14 protein-coding genes are annotated in these 14,020 nt (G+C 65.1%); 9 read left to right on the top strand and 5 right to left on the bottom strand.

Annotated features, from left to right (window positions below; translation table 11 throughout):
- Positions 1–14: 14 nt before the first annotated feature.
- From ACUDP5_RS28725 to ACUDP5_RS28705, 5 genes are all read right to left on the bottom strand, one after another.
- Positions 15–1,133, bottom strand: coding sequence for a saccharopine dehydrogenase family protein (locus tag ACUDP5_RS28725; RefSeq protein ID WP_263913036.1), 1,119 nt, complete (start codon positions 1,131–1,133; stop codon positions 15–17).
- Positions 1,134–1,338: 205 nt separating this feature from the next.
- The gene (locus ACUDP5_RS28720) at positions 1,339–1,731 is read right to left on the bottom strand and encodes a DUF4148 domain-containing protein (protein ID WP_263913035.1); all 393 of its coding nucleotides are present in this window, start codon (positions 1,729–1,731) and stop codon (positions 1,339–1,341) included.
- A 318-nt stretch (positions 1,732–2,049) separates the two neighbouring features.
- Complete coding sequence (locus ACUDP5_RS28715; protein ID WP_263913034.1) at positions 2,050–2,454, bottom strand: DUF1090 domain-containing protein; 405 nt, start codon at positions 2,452–2,454, stop codon at positions 2,050–2,052.
- A 71-nt stretch (positions 2,455–2,525) separates the two neighbouring features.
- Complete coding sequence (ubiA, locus tag ACUDP5_RS28710; RefSeq protein WP_445657849.1) at positions 2,526–3,452, bottom strand: 4-hydroxybenzoate octaprenyltransferase; 927 nt, start codon at positions 3,450–3,452, stop codon at positions 2,526–2,528.
- 100 nt (positions 3,453–3,552) lie between these two features.
- Complete coding sequence (locus tag ACUDP5_RS28705) at positions 3,553–4,755, bottom strand: PLP-dependent aminotransferase family protein (RefSeq protein WP_263913032.1); 1,203 nt, start codon at positions 4,753–4,755, stop codon at positions 3,553–3,555.
- A gap of 169 nt (positions 4,756–4,924) precedes the next feature.
- On the opposite strand from ACUDP5_RS28705, the gene ACUDP5_RS28700 reads away from it, so the two are divergent.
- From ACUDP5_RS28700 to ACUDP5_RS28660, 9 genes are all read left to right on the top strand, one after another.
- Positions 4,925–5,410 (top strand): GAF domain-containing protein, encoded by a 486-nt coding sequence (locus ACUDP5_RS28700; RefSeq protein WP_263913031.1) that lies wholly within the window; start codon positions 4,925–4,927, stop codon positions 5,408–5,410.
- 307 nt (positions 5,411–5,717) lie between these two features.
- On the top strand, positions 5,718–6,611 hold the full coding sequence (dapA, locus tag ACUDP5_RS28695) for a 4-hydroxy-tetrahydrodipicolinate synthase (RefSeq protein WP_263913030.1): 894 nt from the start codon (positions 5,718–5,720) through the stop codon (positions 6,609–6,611).
- A 137-nt stretch (positions 6,612–6,748) separates the two neighbouring features.
- Entirely contained in the window at positions 6,749–7,525 is a 777-nt protein-coding gene (locus ACUDP5_RS28690) for a sterol desaturase family protein (protein ID WP_263913029.1), read from the top strand.
- Entirely contained in the window at positions 7,509–8,417 is a 909-nt protein-coding gene (locus ACUDP5_RS28685; RefSeq protein WP_263913028.1) for a fatty acid desaturase, read from the top strand. The genes ACUDP5_RS28690 and ACUDP5_RS28685 overlap by 17 nt, the downstream gene beginning before the upstream one ends.
- 35 nt (positions 8,418–8,452) lie before the next feature.
- Positions 8,453–10,384, top strand: coding sequence for an iron-containing redox enzyme family protein (locus ACUDP5_RS28680; RefSeq protein ID WP_263913027.1), 1,932 nt, complete (start codon positions 8,453–8,455; stop codon positions 10,382–10,384).
- Entirely contained in the window at positions 10,381–11,277 is an 897-nt protein-coding gene (locus tag ACUDP5_RS28675; RefSeq protein WP_263913026.1) for a DUF6999 family protein, read from the top strand. Before ACUDP5_RS28680 ends, ACUDP5_RS28675 begins: the two co-directional genes overlap by 4 nt.
- A 171-nt stretch (positions 11,278–11,448) precedes the next feature.
- The gene (locus tag ACUDP5_RS28670) at positions 11,449–12,732 is read left to right on the top strand and encodes a putative Na+/H+ antiporter (RefSeq protein ID WP_263913025.1); all 1,284 of its coding nucleotides are present in this window, start codon (positions 11,449–11,451) and stop codon (positions 12,730–12,732) included.
- 245 nt (positions 12,733–12,977) lie between these two features.
- Positions 12,978–13,307 carry an FmdB family zinc ribbon protein gene (locus tag ACUDP5_RS28665; RefSeq protein ID WP_263913024.1) on the top strand — a complete coding sequence of 110 codons (330 nt, stop codon included), beginning with the start codon at positions 12,978–12,980 and terminating at the stop codon, positions 13,305–13,307.
- Between the two features lie 17 nt (positions 13,308–13,324).
- Positions 13,325–13,990, top strand: coding sequence for a DUF502 domain-containing protein (locus tag ACUDP5_RS28660; protein WP_263913023.1), 666 nt, complete (start codon positions 13,325–13,327; stop codon positions 13,988–13,990).
- Positions 13,991–14,020: the final 30 nt, after the last annotated feature.

The raw sequence follows: 14,020 nt of genomic DNA, 5'->3' as shown, positions 1-14,020 counted from the left end.
CAGCCGGCAGACCTTTACCGGTCTTCAGTCATCGCGGCCGCCAGGGCCAGCGGCTTGCCGGCGTAGACGCGGCCGAAGCGGTTGCCGAGCAACGCTTCCAGCGCGATCTGCTCTTGCCCCACGAAGCCCTTCTGCGGCAGCACGCCTTGCGCGACCAGGTCCAGCGCCGCGCAGATGCCGGCGGCGGTCGACAGCTGGATGGCGCTCAGGCGATGGCCGTCGACGTCGGCGCCGAAGACGCGAATGGGGTACGACTCTTCTTCCAGCCGGCCGTGGCGATGCCCGGACGCCTGCGCCTGGATGACGATCACATCCTGTTCGGTGGTGGGGATGGCCGTTTCGAAGATGTCTTTGAGCAGGTCGCGGCGGTCGCGCAGGCGCAGGTCATTGAGCAATAGCTTCATCAGGTTGCAATGGCCCGGGTAACGGACTGACTTGTAGTCCACGTTGCGAGCGCGGCCCAACAGCGTGGCGGGCAGCGTGCCCAGCCCGCCCGAGGTGTTGAAGGCTTCGTATTCGACGCCGTCCAGCGCAAAGGTCTCATAGCCTTCCAGCGCGGGCACGCTGGTCAGTTCACCATCGACGATGGCTTCGCACGGGTTGCAGTATTCGTTGATCAGCCCTTCGGTGCTCCAGGTCAGGTTGTAGCGCAGGCTGTTGGACGGGTAACGCGGCAGTGCGCCCACGCGCATGCGCAGGTCCAGCAACGTGTCGAAGCGACGGGCCAGCGCGTTGCCGACGATGCCGATGAAGCCCGGCGCCAGGCCGCACTGCGGCATCAGCACGCTGTGGCTGTCAGCGGCCAGCGCCTGGATGGCATGGGTGCTGGCTACGTCTTCGGTCAGGTCGAAGTAATGGACGCCGGCCTTCGCGCACAGTCCCGCCACCGCGATGGCGCGATGGAACGGCAGCGCATTGACCACGGCGTAACGGCCCTCGAGGCAGGCCGCGATCGAGGCGTCATCGGAAATCTGGCGCGTTTCGCAGCCCAATTCGGCCACGGCGCGCAGGCGCGCGGGGTCCTGGTCGGCAACCAAGACCGAATAGTCGCCGCTACGCTCAAGCATCAGGGCGATGGCGAAGCCGATTTTTCCGGCGCCCAACAAGAGGACGGGCTTGGTAGAGGTGGACATGGTGCGCTCCTGCATAGAGAGGGGGAAGGATTGGCCTCATCCTATGCGCGAGCGTTGTCGATTTGTAGATGCTAAAGCGTCGTAACGGTTTTAACTAACGTCGTTATGACTTAATTGGGTGTCGATTCGTCAAAAGAAAAGCCCCTCGGCCAGGGCCGAAGGGCTTTGCAGGGCGATTGCCGGGCCTGGAAGCCAGGCCTTGCAATCAGCTGCCCATGGGGGGGTAGTCCATGTTGCCGAAGGTGACCAGGCCTTCCGTCTTGGCTTGGGCCAGTTCGGTTTGCACTTGGGCGCGGGTCAGCGACGAGGCAGCGGCGTGGGCAACGGGCGGGTAGTCCATGTTGCCGAAGGTGACTTCACCGGCGTTCTTGGCTTGGGCCAGTTGCTCTTGCACTTGTTGCGCGGTCAGGCTGGACTTCTGGGCGATGGCGGCGGGGTAGCCTTCTTCGCCGAAGGTGTATTGGCCCGAAACCTTGGCTTGTTGCAGTTCGGCTTGAACCTGGGCACGCGACGGGCCTTGGTCGGCTTCGGCGGCTTGGGCGCCAGCGGCAGCCAGAACGGACATAGACAGCATCAAAGCGGTAGCAAGGGTTTTCATAGCAGACCTCCATATGTCTTGAGCTTGGGATCCGAACCTCTGGCCTGATTGCTGGGGGTTCGCTTGCTGTGTCCCGATGAGATGCATTCTGTGCCTAAACAACCCTGGGATAAACCCTTATTACCTGAAAACATCTTTCCAAAATACGTACTAATCGGTCTGGAACTTCTCAAATGGCACCATAGGTGGCGATATTTCCATTTGATGACGCAATAGGTGGTGGTCGGCCCGGGCAGGGGCCAAGGCCGGCGAATCAAGGGGGAGGGGGGAAAGCGGCGCGCAGCCCCGGAAGGGTTCCGGGGCTGGCAGGGAGAGGGATCAGCGGTTCAGGTCAGCCAAAGCGGCGTCGTATTCAGCGCGTGCTTCGTCCAGCTTGCGCTGGGCCTTGTCGATCTTGTCTTGCTTGCCCTTGGCGCGGGCGGTCTTGAGCTCGGCCTCGCGTTCGGAGACCTTGTTCTGCTTGTCGCGCACGTCGGCTTCGCGCTGGGATTGCAGGCGGCTGTCGGTGCAATGGGCCTTCGCTTCTGCCAACGCTTTTTGCAGGCCGGCCACCTTGCGGGTGTTGTTGTCGGCCTTGGCCGCGGCAATGTCGTTTTCGATCTGGCAGAACTTGGCGGCGCAGCCGCGTTGCGCCGAGCAGTCGGTCGCGGCCTGGGCGGGCAGGGCGCCGAGCAGCGCGCAAACCGAAGCCAGGGCCGTCAGGGTTTTGGTCAAAGCGGGCATGCGGTGTCTCCGTAAGGCGTGTCGGGAGCTGCCATCTTCGCCCAAGCGGCCGTGGCTCGCAATGCGCGCGGTCAACGGATCAGCGTGCCTGCCAGCGCTGCCGCAACCAGCAATGCGCCCAGCCACAGGTTGGCGCGGAACAGCATGAAATTGCGGTCGGGGCGCTGGATGTCGAAGACCTTCAGTTGCCACGCCAGGTGCACGGCAATGGCGGCGATGCCCACGTAATAGGCCCACGACAAGCCGATGGCGTAGCCGCCCCAGGCCCACAGCACGACGGTGGCCAGGTAGAAGCCGCCGATCCAGAGCTTGCCCTGGTCGCCGAAGCGCATGGCGGTGGAGTGCAGCCCGAGGCTGCGGTCGTCGCGCACGTCGACGTAGGCGTAGATGCTGTCGTAGCCCACCTGCCACAGCACCGCGCCCAGCCACATGGCCACGGCGGCCAGGGGCACGTGGTTCTGCGTGTCCGACCAGGCCATGAGCATGCCCCAGTTAAAGCAGATGCCCAGTACCACCTGCGGCCAGTAGGTGACGCGTTTGCATAGCGGATAGATGAAGACGAAGGGCAGGACGGCCACGGCCAACCAGCGGCTCATGCCGTTCAGGAAGAACAGTAGCGAACCGCAGACGAGCAACTGGCCGATCAGGAACCACACCGCCTTGCGCATCGTCAGCTGGCCGCTGGTCAGCGGGCGAAAGCGGGTGCGTTCGACGTGTTTGTCGAAGTTGCGGTCGCACATGTCGTTGACGGTGCAGCCGATGCCGCGCATCAGCAAGGCGCCCAGCGAGAAAACGATCAGGCGTTGCAGGTCGGGCAGGCCACCGGCGGCCTGGATCAGCGCAGCGATGCAGGGCAGCAGGGTCAGCCAGGTGCCGATGGGGCGGTCAAGCCGGCACAGGCGGGCGTAGGGCCGCCACGATCGGGGCAGCCAGCGTTCGACCCAGTCGGTGAAGACGATGTCGCTGAGGTCGACGGGAGGTTGTTGCGGGGCGCTCACTGTCACGGCGAAAAAAAGGGGAGGAAAGCCGACAGCATAAAACAACGGCCGGGCAAGTTGCCCGGCCGTGGTGCCGTCAAGGGTGGTCAGGGCCGGGTTTTCAGGCCGTGTATTCCTTGAGCAGCTTGCCCAGGATGGCAATGCCGGTGCGGATCTTGTCTTCGGGCACGGTGGCAAAGCTGAGACGCAGCGTGTTGGCACGGCCGGCGCCGCTGTAGAACGGCGCGCCGGGCACGAACGCCACGTTCTGGGCAATGGCCTTTTCGAGCAGCTTGGTGCTGTCGATGTGCTCGGGCAGCGTCAGCCAGATGAACATGCCGCCTTCGGGCTTGGTCCAGGTGACGGTGGCGGGGAATTCGCGCTGGATGGCTTCGAGCATGCAACTGCCCTGGGCGCGGTAGATTTCGCGCACGTTGGGCAGGTGCTCTTCCAGGAAGCCGTCCTTGACGATTTCGTACACGGCCATCTGGGTCAGCGTGGGCGTGTGCAGGTCGGTGGCTTGCTTGGCCTGCACCAGCTTGTTGATCAGCGGACGGGCGGCGGCGATGTAGCCCAGGCGCAGACCCGGGGCCAGCACCTTGGAGAACGTGCCGAGACGGACGACATTGGCGCCGTACTCGGAGGCCAGCGCGATCAGGCCCGGCTGCGGTTCGCCTGCGTAGCGCAGTTCGCCGTAGGGGTCGTCTTCGATGATGGTCAGGTTCAGTTCGGCGGCGCGCTTGACCAGCGCAATGCGGCGCGCCAGGCTCAGCGTGCGGCCGGTGGGATTCTGGAAATTGGGCAGGGCGTACAGGAAGCGCGCGCCATCGGCCAGTTCGGGGGTGATGGCATCGGGGATCAGGCCGCCGTCGTCGGTGGGCACCGGCACGAACTTGGGCTGGTACAGGCTGAACGATTGCAGGGCGCCCAGGTAGCTGGGGTCTTCGACCAGCACTTTGCTGTCTTTGTCGATCAGGACCTTGCCGAGCAGGTCCAGCGCCTGTTGCGAGCCGGAGACGATCAGGATCTGGTCGGCGGTGACATTGGCGCCCGCGCTGTTGAGGTCGTCCGCGACCCATTGGCGCAGCGGCGCAAAGCCTTCGGTGGGACCGTATTGCAGGGCGGCGCGGCCGTTGGTGGCCAGGACCTTGTCGAATGCCGCTCGTACCACTTCTACCGGGAAGCCGCCGGGCGCCGGCAGACCGCCTGCGAACGAGATGACTTCGGGCCGCTCGGTGACCTTGAGGATCTCGCGGATGGCGGAACTGGTGAGTTGCTGAGCGCGTTCCGAGAAGGAAAACGCAGGTTCGAAAGGCTTGTCCATGGCTTGCTTCTTAATCAAGAAGAGGGGTGGCAGGGGTAACGGCAACGAGGCAGAAAAGACGTTACTGCGTAAACTATTGTCCCACAGCGAGGCGAGCCGGCCCCTTTATCGCGGCGCGCCCCTAAAATCACTTGCATCGATAATCGCCTGTACAGTTACATTTATACATATGTTTGAAGCTGCCCCGATTGCCGCCGAATCCAAGGCTGCGTTGTACGCCGAACTGGTCAAGCAGGCTCGCGCGCTGCTCGAAGGCGAGCACGACCGCATTGCCAATGCCGCCAACCTCGGCGCGCTGGCCTACCAGGCCCTGCCCGACCTGAACTGGGTGGGCTTTTACTTCTTTGATGGCACGGAACTGGTGCTGGGTCCCTTCCAGGGCAAGCCGGCCTGCGTGCGCATTGCGCTGAACCGCGGCGTGTGTGGCGCGGCGGCGAGCCAGCGCCAGACGCAACTGGTGCCGGACGTGCACGCGTTTCCGGGCCATATCGCCTGCGACGCCGCCTCGCGCTCCGAGATCGTGGTGCCGCTGGTCCATCAAGGCCAGCTCATTGGCGTATGGGACGTCGACAGCCCGGTGCCCGACCGCTTCGACGAAGACGACCGGCGCGGCATGGAAGCACTCTGCGAGGCGTTCCTGGCCAGCCTGCGTTGACAGGCCCGCGGCAGCCCGGTAGATTTGCGCATCGGCCGGTTGCGGCCGATTTTGCCCCTTTATTCCTTTCATGATTCATCAGGCCAACCAATCCGCTTACCTGTTCCGCGCCCTGGGCGTGGCGACGGTCTGCGTCGGCCTGAAATCCAAAAAACAGCCGCTCATCTGACCGGAGCATGCTGTTCCGTCAGATGGGCGACGGAACAGCGGCCTCTCGGCGGCGCCATGGCGCCTTCGCGCGCACCCCAAGTATCCCGAGCACTTCTGTACGGTCCAACCACGGTCCGCTTACACCGAAGGAGTGTTCATGCAAACTCGTCAATCCCTCTTCCAAGGCGTCTGGGTTCCCCTGGTGACGCCGTTTTCCGGCGGCGCTGTCGATGGCGGGGCCCTGCGCCGCCTGGTGCGCCATTTCGTGGCCGCCGGGGTGGATGGCCTGGTCGTCTGCGGCAGCACCGGCGAAGCCGCGGCGCTGGATGATGCCGAGCAACTGGCCGTGCTCGACGCCGTGCTGACCGAAGCTGGCCGAATGCCCGTGGTGATGGGCCTGGCGGGCAACCATCAAGGCCATGTGCTGCAGCGCCTGTCGGCCTTTGGTACGCGTCCGCTGGCGGGCATTCTGGCACCCGCGCCGTATTACGTGCGCCCTGGCCAGGACGGCGCTGCCGCCTATTTCCGCTGCCTGGCCGATGCCTCGCGCTTTCCCCTGGTGCTGTACGACATTCCGTACCGAACCGGCACATCGCTGGAGACCGCCACATTATTGGCCTTGGCGGCGCACCCGAACATCGCCGCCATCAAGGACTGCGGCGGGTCGCTGGACAAGACGCTGGCGTTGATCGCCGACGGCAACATGCGCGTGCTGGCGGGTGAAGACCTGCAATCACTGTCGCTGCTGTGCCTGGGGGGCGCTGGCATGATCGCGGCGGCCGCGCATATCCGCCCCGATCTGTTCGTGGCCATGTACCAGGCGGTGCAGGCGCAGCAGCTGGACCTGGCCCGCCGCCTGTTCCAGGCGCTGGTGCCCATCATCCAGCTGACGTTCGCCGAGCCCAATCCGGGCCCCGTCAAGGCGCAATTGGGTCGCCAGGGCCTGTTGACCGACGAATTGCGCCAGCCGATGCCCAGCGCCAGTGCGGCCCTGGCGTTGCGCATGGATGCCGCGGTGGCGGGATTGAACCGGCAGTTCCCCTGCCAGTAACAGGCGTCTGGTCAAAGGCTTGGGCCGACCGTCATGCGGCCCGTCGGGAGGCGGATTCATTTTGTAATAAATGTCTCACCTTGATCCTGACGGATTGCTTATGATGCGGCCATTCTCCGGGGTGAAACAAAACGTTCATGGCCCAAGCTTTCGTCGCGTTGTCCGCCTGGCAGGTCATGCTGGCAGGCCTGCTGTTCTTCGGCGGCATCTATCTGGTTTTCGGTGCTGCGACCTGGCTGCTGACCCAGCACATCCTGCCGGCGCTGGGCATCGGCCGTCCGCTGGACCCGCGGCCGTTGGCGCCGGGGCAACTGCGGCGCGAGTTCGCCCAGTCTGGCCTGTCGATCCTGCTGTTCGGCACCGGCATGATCTTTCCATGGGGCCTGCTGCAGCTGGGTTGGGCGCACCTGGATCCGGATGCCAGCTGGCAGAAGATCACGCTGGAAATCCTGGTGCTGGTGGCCTGGAACGACGTGCACTTCTGGATCAACCACCGGTTGCTGCACACCAAGCTGCTGCGCCGCTTTCACCTGCCGCACCACCGCTCGGTGGTGACCACGCCATTTTCGACCTACAGCTTTCACCCCATCGAGGCGCTGATGCTGGGCAATGTGATCATGCTGCCGATGGTGCTGCACGATTTCAGCTTCTGGTCGCTGGCATCGGTGCCGCTGTTCAGCCTGTTCTTCAATTGCATCGGCCACGCCAATTACGACTTCTTTCCCAACGTGTCCTATTCGCACTGGTTCGCCGCGAGCCGCCGACACCATCTGCACCACGCCTGCTATCACGGCAATTTCGGGTTCCAGTTCACCTTCATGGATCGCCTGTTCCGCACCCGGCTGCAAGCCGAGGCGGCCACGCCCCAACTGGAGGCTTTCCGTAAGCGAGAATCGCTTGGCGGACGCGCTTAGCAAGCCGCGCCGGCTGCCCACGCTGCGTAACCGGCGCGATTGGCAGAGCCTGGCCTACCTGGCCGCGTTGCCCGCGCTGGCGGCGTGGCAGTGGCTGCACGGCTTCTGGTGGCCGCTGTATGCGCTGATGCTGTTCCTGACGCTGGGCATCGGTGTGATTCACCACAACCACACGCACATCCGCATGTGGCGGGGGCGCTGGACCAATCGCGCAACCGACTTCTGGATCACGCTGTTGCAGGGACACCCCACCTTCGTGTTCTACCCGGCGCACGTGGCCAATCACCATCGCTACAAGCACGGCGCGCTCGACGCGGCGCGCACCTATCGGTTCGGCGGCGATACCAATCACCTGTGGGGCTACCTGATCCACCCGGCGCAGGCCGTGTGGGTGCTGTATCCGTTGTTTTTCGCCTGGCTGGGCCGGCTGCGCCGGCATTGGCCGGGCGCGTGGCGCTACTGCATGTGCCAATACGGCGCGTGGCTGGGGCTGTGGGGCGCACTGCTGGCCCTGAACCCGGTCAAGGCGCTGGTGTTCGTCATCATTCCGCAGCTGCATGGCCTGCACTGGTTGCTGGCCACCAACTATCTGCAGCACGCGCATGCCGATGGCGGCCCGCGGGCGGTGGCCGGCCTGAACTACGCCCGCAATTTCGAAGGAATGGTCAATCCGCTGCTGTTCAATATCGGGCTGCATACCGCGCACCATGAACATCCGCGCGCGCACTGGTCGGAACTGACCGGCTTGCACCGCGATCACTACCGGGCCCGCGTGACGCCCGCGCTGAACGAGGGCGGCCTGACGCCCTACATGTTCCGCGTGTTCGTGCTGGGCACTTTCCTGCCGCGTTTCCGCACCCGCTCGTGCATGGCGCCCGAGCACGTGCGCTAGCGCCGCCTACCCATACCTGCCACTAGAGACCCGCCATGCCTATCGCGTTCAATCGTGTCTACCTGGAGAGTGCCGGCTACTTCATGCCGGGCGAGCCCGTGTCCAACGAGGCCATGGACAGCTACATCGCACCGCTGAACCGCATGTCCAGCCGCATCAAGAGCCGCATCCTGGCCGAGAACGGCATCAAGCAGCGCTATTACGCGATCGATCCCGAAGGCGCCACGGTGTTCACCAATGCGCAGCTGGCGGCCAACGCCATCCGCGATTGCCTACGGCGCAACGACAGCGACCTGGCGGACGTGTCGCTCTTGACCAGCGGGTCGTCGGGCGGCGACGCACTGATGCCTGGGTTCGCCAACATGATCCAGGGCGAATTGGCCGCGCATCCGATGGAAACCTTGTCAGTGCATGGCATCTGCGCGGCCGGTGTTTCAGCCATCCAGTCGGCGGCGCAGGGCGTCGAGATGGGCGGGCATGCCCGCGCGCTGGCCGTGGCGGCCGAATTGCCGTCGCGGATGTTCAAGCGCTCGCGCTTCGCGGCGCGCGGCTACGACGCGGATTTCGATGCGCATTTCCTGCGCTGGATGTTGTCGGACGGCGCGGGTGCTGTGCTGCTGGGGCAGGGCGGGCAGCCTTTGCCGGGCGCGTCCAGCGGCGTGCGGTTGCGTCTGAAGTGGGTGCACCAGCGTTCGTTCTCGGGCGATTACCCGGTCTGCATGCAGCTGGGCCTGTCGGCCGATCGGCAGAAGGGGCACCTGGACTATCCGTCCTGGAACGAAGCCGAGGCGGACGGCGCGCTGTCGCTGCGCCAGGACATCCGGCTGCTGCCGCATCTGTTCGACATCGGCATCCACGAGTACGCCAAGCTGGTACGCGACGGGTGGCTCGACCCGGACCAGGTGGATCATTTCCTGTGCCACTACTCGTCCGAGAAATTCATTCCGGTGGTCGAAGACCTGATGGAGAAGGCCGGCCTGGTGATTCCGCGCGAACGCTGGTTCAGCAACCTGGCCTGGCGCGGCAATACGGGGGCGGCATCGATCCTGATCATGCTGGCCGAGTTCCTGGAAACGCGCGAGGTCAAGCCGGGCGAGCAGATCTTCTGCTACATCCCCGAGTCGGGCCGATTCATGGCTGCCTACATGCTGCTGGAAGCCGAGGCCGTGCAGGGCGCCGCCGTGCCCGTGTCGACCGGCGCGGTACAGACCGCGGCCGGGCGCGAAGACGCCCATAGCGCCGATGCTGATGCCATCGCGCCGCCGCACGATCCGGACATGGCGCCGCAAGGCCTGGGCCAGTTGCTGACCGAGCTGGCGGCCATCTGGCACGACTACCGTTCGCGTGTCTGGCGCACGCCGGTGGTGCGCCGCCTGCGCAACCGCCAGTTCCAGACCGCCGACTACCTGAACTGGATGGAAAACTGGATTCCGCAGGTGCGTGAAGGCAGCAAGTGGATGCGTGAAGGCGCGGCGTCGCTCACCGAGCAGTACCAGCCGCTGGCCGCGTTGATCGACATGCACGCCGGCGAGGAACAGAACGATTTCCAGATCCTGTTCCAGGACTACCGCACGGCCGGCGGCCCGATCGACAATATCGACCTGCTGCGCCGCAACCCCGGCGGCGAAGCGCTGAACGCCTACCTGCACAGCCTGGCCGCCACCCGCGACCCGATCGGCCTGCTGGGCGCCATCTACATCATCGAAGGCACCGGCCAGCGCATCGTGCCGGCGCTGCTGCCGTTGCTCAAGGCCAGCCTGAAGTTGCCGCCGGACGCGTTCCGCTTCCTGGAATACCATGGCCACAACGACGAGAACCACCTGGCCCGCTGGTTGACCGCCGTGGAACTGGCGCTGGACTGCGATGAAGATGGCCGCGCCGAGCAACGCATCGTCGACACCGCGCGTCGCACGGCGGCGCTGTACCTGATGCAGTTTCATCACGTGATGGAGGACGGCGCGGCATGAACACGGAACCGGATTTCCTGGCCAAGGCGCACGATCCCGCCGATCCCAGCCCGTGGCTGGCCTTGTACCTGGACCGCAGCACGCCGTTGCCGGACAAGGTCAAGAAAGCCTGGCTGACGGATTCCAGCTGCGCTTCGCGCCAGTATCTGTTGCCGTTCTTGCGGCCGCTGGCGCGCGCCTTCATCATCCTCATCCAGGTCGTGAAGACGTTCCTGCCGCGCCGCTGGTCGCATTCGCGGCTGCTGCACCGCATCCTGGCGTGGGGCCTGAAGCGTTTCGTGTCGCCCGAAGCCAATTGGCTCATCCTGCGCCACTTTCACCTGGGCGCGCAGGCCCTGTCGTTCATTGCGGCCAATTCGCCGGTGCGCATCACCACCACGCCGCTGGAGCCGATGGAGATCGACGACCTGAAGGACGAATTGTTCGTCAAGCACGACCTGAACCTGTTCAACTTCGTGATCCGGCTGAACCAGGCGTTGCGCGATGCCGGCGTCGAGATGCATGCGCCGGAGCAGGTCGATTTCTCGATGATCCGCGATCCCGATCTGCGGCTGGAAGACATGCCACGCGGCAAGCTGAATTTCCTGGATCTGCAAAGCGCGATCGAGCTGTTCACGCCGCTGTACCAGCTGATGCTGACCGACAACGATTTCTGGCGCGCGGCCAATTCGCTGCAGCTGGACGAAACCATCGGCATCTACGCGGCCAAGTTGCTGGGGGCGCCGCAGCACCTGATCCTGGTGAACAACAGCCATCCGCTGGTGCCGATGTCGACATTGCGGGCTGGCTACCGGCTGGTGCTGCACGGCCTGTCCACGGAAATGCTGCACAGCCTGTTGATGGAAATGAAGGCCGCGCAAGCCGGCGCCGAGCCGCCGGCACCGATCGCCTGAGGGGGCGCCGCGGTCCTCAGGGCCATCGGCGGTGTCCATTGGGGCGCGCAAGCCCGGGTTGTCACTGTAGAAGGCGGCAAAGTCGCTGCGCTATATTGCGACCCTTGCCCGCCGAGCCTCGCGGGGGCCGTGTCCACATGGCCTGAATCCCTGTTCCCGGAAGCACTTTCAATGCCCCAGCCCATCGAAGTCCTGGCCACTGTCTTGTTCGTCGTGGCGGTGCTTCACACCTTTTCCGTGCCCGTGTTTGCTCGTCTTGCCCATCGGGGCGGGCCGCATGCGGGCTTCTGGCATCTGTTCTCGGAAGTCGAGGCCGTCTTCGGCGTCTGGGCGTTCGCGTTGATCGTGGCGATGGCCGCGTTGTCGGGGCCAGCCGAAGCCATCGGCTACATGGACACGCGCAACTTCACCGAGCCGCTGTTCGTATTCGCCATCATGGTGGTGGCGGCCAGCCGGCCGATCCTGGAACTGGTGGGGTTGCTGGTGCGCATGACGGCGCGCGCGGTACCCCTGCCACGTGAGCTGGCGACGTTTTTCGTGGTGATGTCACTGGTGCCGCTGGGCGGCTCGTTCATTACCGAACCGGCAGCCATGACGCTGGCGGCGATCCTGTTGCGCGACGCGTATTTCCGCACCAGCGGCCGCGCGGGCTTCAAGTACCTGACCCTGGGCGTGCTGTTCGTCAACGTGTCCATCGGCGGGGTGCTGACCTCGTATGCCGCGCCGCCGGTGTTGATGGTGGCGTCCACCTTTGGCTGGGATTCGGCCTACATGGTGCAGCACTTCGGTTGGCGGGCGGCGGTGGCGGTCTGCCTGAATGCCGGCATCCTGACGTTCGTGTGCCGCAAGGCCCTGCTTGAACGGACGGTGGGCACCGGCGCCGGCGTGGATGGCGCCGAGGGCCATGACAAGCGTCCGCCCGTGCCGCCGTTGGTGATGCTGATCCACCTGGTATTCCTGGTGGCCGTCGTGCTGACCGCGCACCATCCCGCCATTTTCCTGGGCCTGTTGATGATGTTCATCGGCTTTGCCGAAGCCTACAAGCGGCACCAGAACCGTCTGTTGATCAAGGAAGGCCTGATGGTTGGGTTCTTCCTGGCCGGCTTGGTGGTGCTGGGCGGCCTGCAGAAATGGTGGCTGCAGGACTTGCTGGGGGGCCTGCAACCTTTCGTGCTGTTCTGGGGCGCCACGGCCCTGACGGCCGTGACCGACAACGCCGCGCTGACCTACCTGGGCTCGCTGGTGGAGGGCACGGGCGAGGCCTGGCGCTACATGCTGGTGGCCGGGGCGGTCACGGGCGGCGGCCTGACGGTCATTGCCAACGCGCCGAACCCGGCGGGGTTCGCCATCCTGAAAAACCATTTTCCGGACGGCAGCATCTCGTCCGGACGGCTGTTTTTGTCCGCACTGGGGCCTACGTTGGTGGCTGCGCTGATGTTCCTGCTACCCGTCTGACGGGGCGGGGGGCGGCGCCCCGGCGACGGCCCCACGGGCCCCGCCGTGAGGTTGCCGCCGGCCCTTCATGAAAAACCGCTAAAATTCAAGACTTTCCCGTATTTTTCCGGCCTTGCCCGCCCGTTGTCCGGTCTGGCGCCAGTTCCGGCCCCGTGTCCTGCTTTGCAAGACCCGCCGGCGAACCTGGCTCCGCACCGTCCGGCCGACGGTTATTGAACCGCCGGGCCCGCGCCAGGGAGCCCTCGATGCCCATCTACGCTTATAAGTGCAGCGCCTGCGGCCATGCCAAAGACGTCTTGCAGAAGATTTCCGACGCGCCGCTTTCGGTTTGCCCCGAATGCGGCCAAAGCACGTTTTCCAAGCAGGTGACCGCGGCTGGATTCCAGCTCAAGGGCTCCGGCTGGTACGTCACCGATTTCCGCAACGGCAGTGGCGGCAATCAGGCCACCGGCGCCGCTGCGCCGGCGTCGTCGTCCGATAATGCCGCCCCGGCGGCCAGCCCGGCCCCCGCCGCCAGCGCGCCGGCCCCGGCGGCTGCCCCCGCGCCCGCCGCCGGCTCGGCTTCCGCTTCCTGAGACCGCGCGCGATGCGTATGCGCGTCATCAAAAAGTACTTCATCACCGGCCTGCTGATCTGGGTTCCCCTGGTCATCACGGTGTGGGTGCTGGGGCTGCTGGTCGCGACCCTCGAAGGGTTCGTGCCTGGCTTCCTGTCGTCCGAATCGCTGTTCGGCGTCGACATTCCCGGCTTCCGCTTCGTCCTGGTCATCGTGGTGGTGCTGTTGACGGGCATTTTCGCGGCCAACCTGATCGGCCGCACCATGGTGGACCAGTGGGAAAACCTGCTGGGCCGCATTCCGCTGGTGCGCTCGATCTACAACTCGGTCAAGCAGGTCAGCGACACCGTGCTTGCCCCCAATGGCCAGGCGTTTCGCCGCGCGGTGCTGGTGCAGTATCCGCGCGCGGGCAGCTGGACCATCGCATTCGTGACCGGCACGCCCAGCGGCGAAGTGGCCGACCTGCTTCCGGGCGACCACATCAGCGTGTACGTGCCGACCACGCCGAATCCCACGTCCGGCTTTTTCCTGATGGTGCCCCGTGCCGACACGGTGGACTTGCAGATGAGCGTGGACGCGGCCCTGAAGTACATCGTTTCCATGGGCGTCGTCGCCCCGGGTCCGGCGGTTGCGCCGGGCGTCCGGCCGGCGCCGCTCTCTCCGGCACCTGGCGCGCAGAACGCGCCAGGCGCCGATTCGTAACCCTTACGCTATAACCAAGCACACAACGGA

This window comes from Achromobacter sp. NCFB-sbj8-Ac1-l (assembly GCF_052695805.1).
This window is presented reverse-complemented; position numbering and strand designations above follow the sequence as displayed.

What these genes read in the sequence shown, in the direction of transcription:
- ACUDP5_RS28660 (WP_263913023.1), top strand. Translation starts at nt 13,325, where the DNA reads ATGCGCGTCATCAAAAAGTACTTCATCACCGGCCTGCTGATCTGGGTT.
- ACUDP5_RS28720 (WP_263913035.1), bottom strand. Translation starts at nt 1,731, where the DNA reads ATGAAAACCCTTGCTACCGCTTTGATGCTGTCTATGTCCGTTCTGGCT.
- ACUDP5_RS28705 (WP_263913032.1), bottom strand. Translation starts at nt 4,755, where the DNA reads ATGGACAAGCCTTTCGAACCTGCGTTTTCCTTCTCGGAACGCGCTCAG.
- ACUDP5_RS28715 (WP_263913034.1), bottom strand. Translation starts at nt 2,454, where the DNA reads ATGCCCGCTTTGACCAAAACCCTGACGGCCCTGGCTTCGGTTTGCGCG.
- ACUDP5_RS28700 (WP_263913031.1), top strand. Translation starts at nt 4,925, where the DNA reads ATGTTTGAAGCTGCCCCGATTGCCGCCGAATCCAAGGCTGCGTTGTAC.
- dapA (WP_263913030.1), top strand. Translation starts at nt 5,718, where the DNA reads ATGCAAACTCGTCAATCCCTCTTCCAAGGCGTCTGGGTTCCCCTGGTG.
- ACUDP5_RS28675 (WP_263913026.1), top strand. Translation starts at nt 10,381, where the DNA reads ATGAACACGGAACCGGATTTCCTGGCCAAGGCGCACGATCCCGCCGAT.
- ACUDP5_RS28665 (WP_263913024.1), top strand. Translation starts at nt 12,978, where the DNA reads ATGCCCATCTACGCTTATAAGTGCAGCGCCTGCGGCCATGCCAAAGAC.
- ACUDP5_RS28690 (WP_263913029.1), top strand. Translation starts at nt 6,749, where the DNA reads ATGGCCCAAGCTTTCGTCGCGTTGTCCGCCTGGCAGGTCATGCTGGCA.
- ACUDP5_RS28725 (WP_263913036.1), bottom strand. Translation starts at nt 1,133, where the DNA reads ATGTCCACCTCTACCAAGCCCGTCCTCTTGTTGGGCGCCGGAAAAATC.
- ACUDP5_RS28680 (WP_263913027.1), top strand. Translation starts at nt 8,453, where the DNA reads ATGCCTATCGCGTTCAATCGTGTCTACCTGGAGAGTGCCGGCTACTTC.
- ACUDP5_RS28670 (WP_263913025.1), top strand. Translation starts at nt 11,449, where the DNA reads ATGCCCCAGCCCATCGAAGTCCTGGCCACTGTCTTGTTCGTCGTGGCG.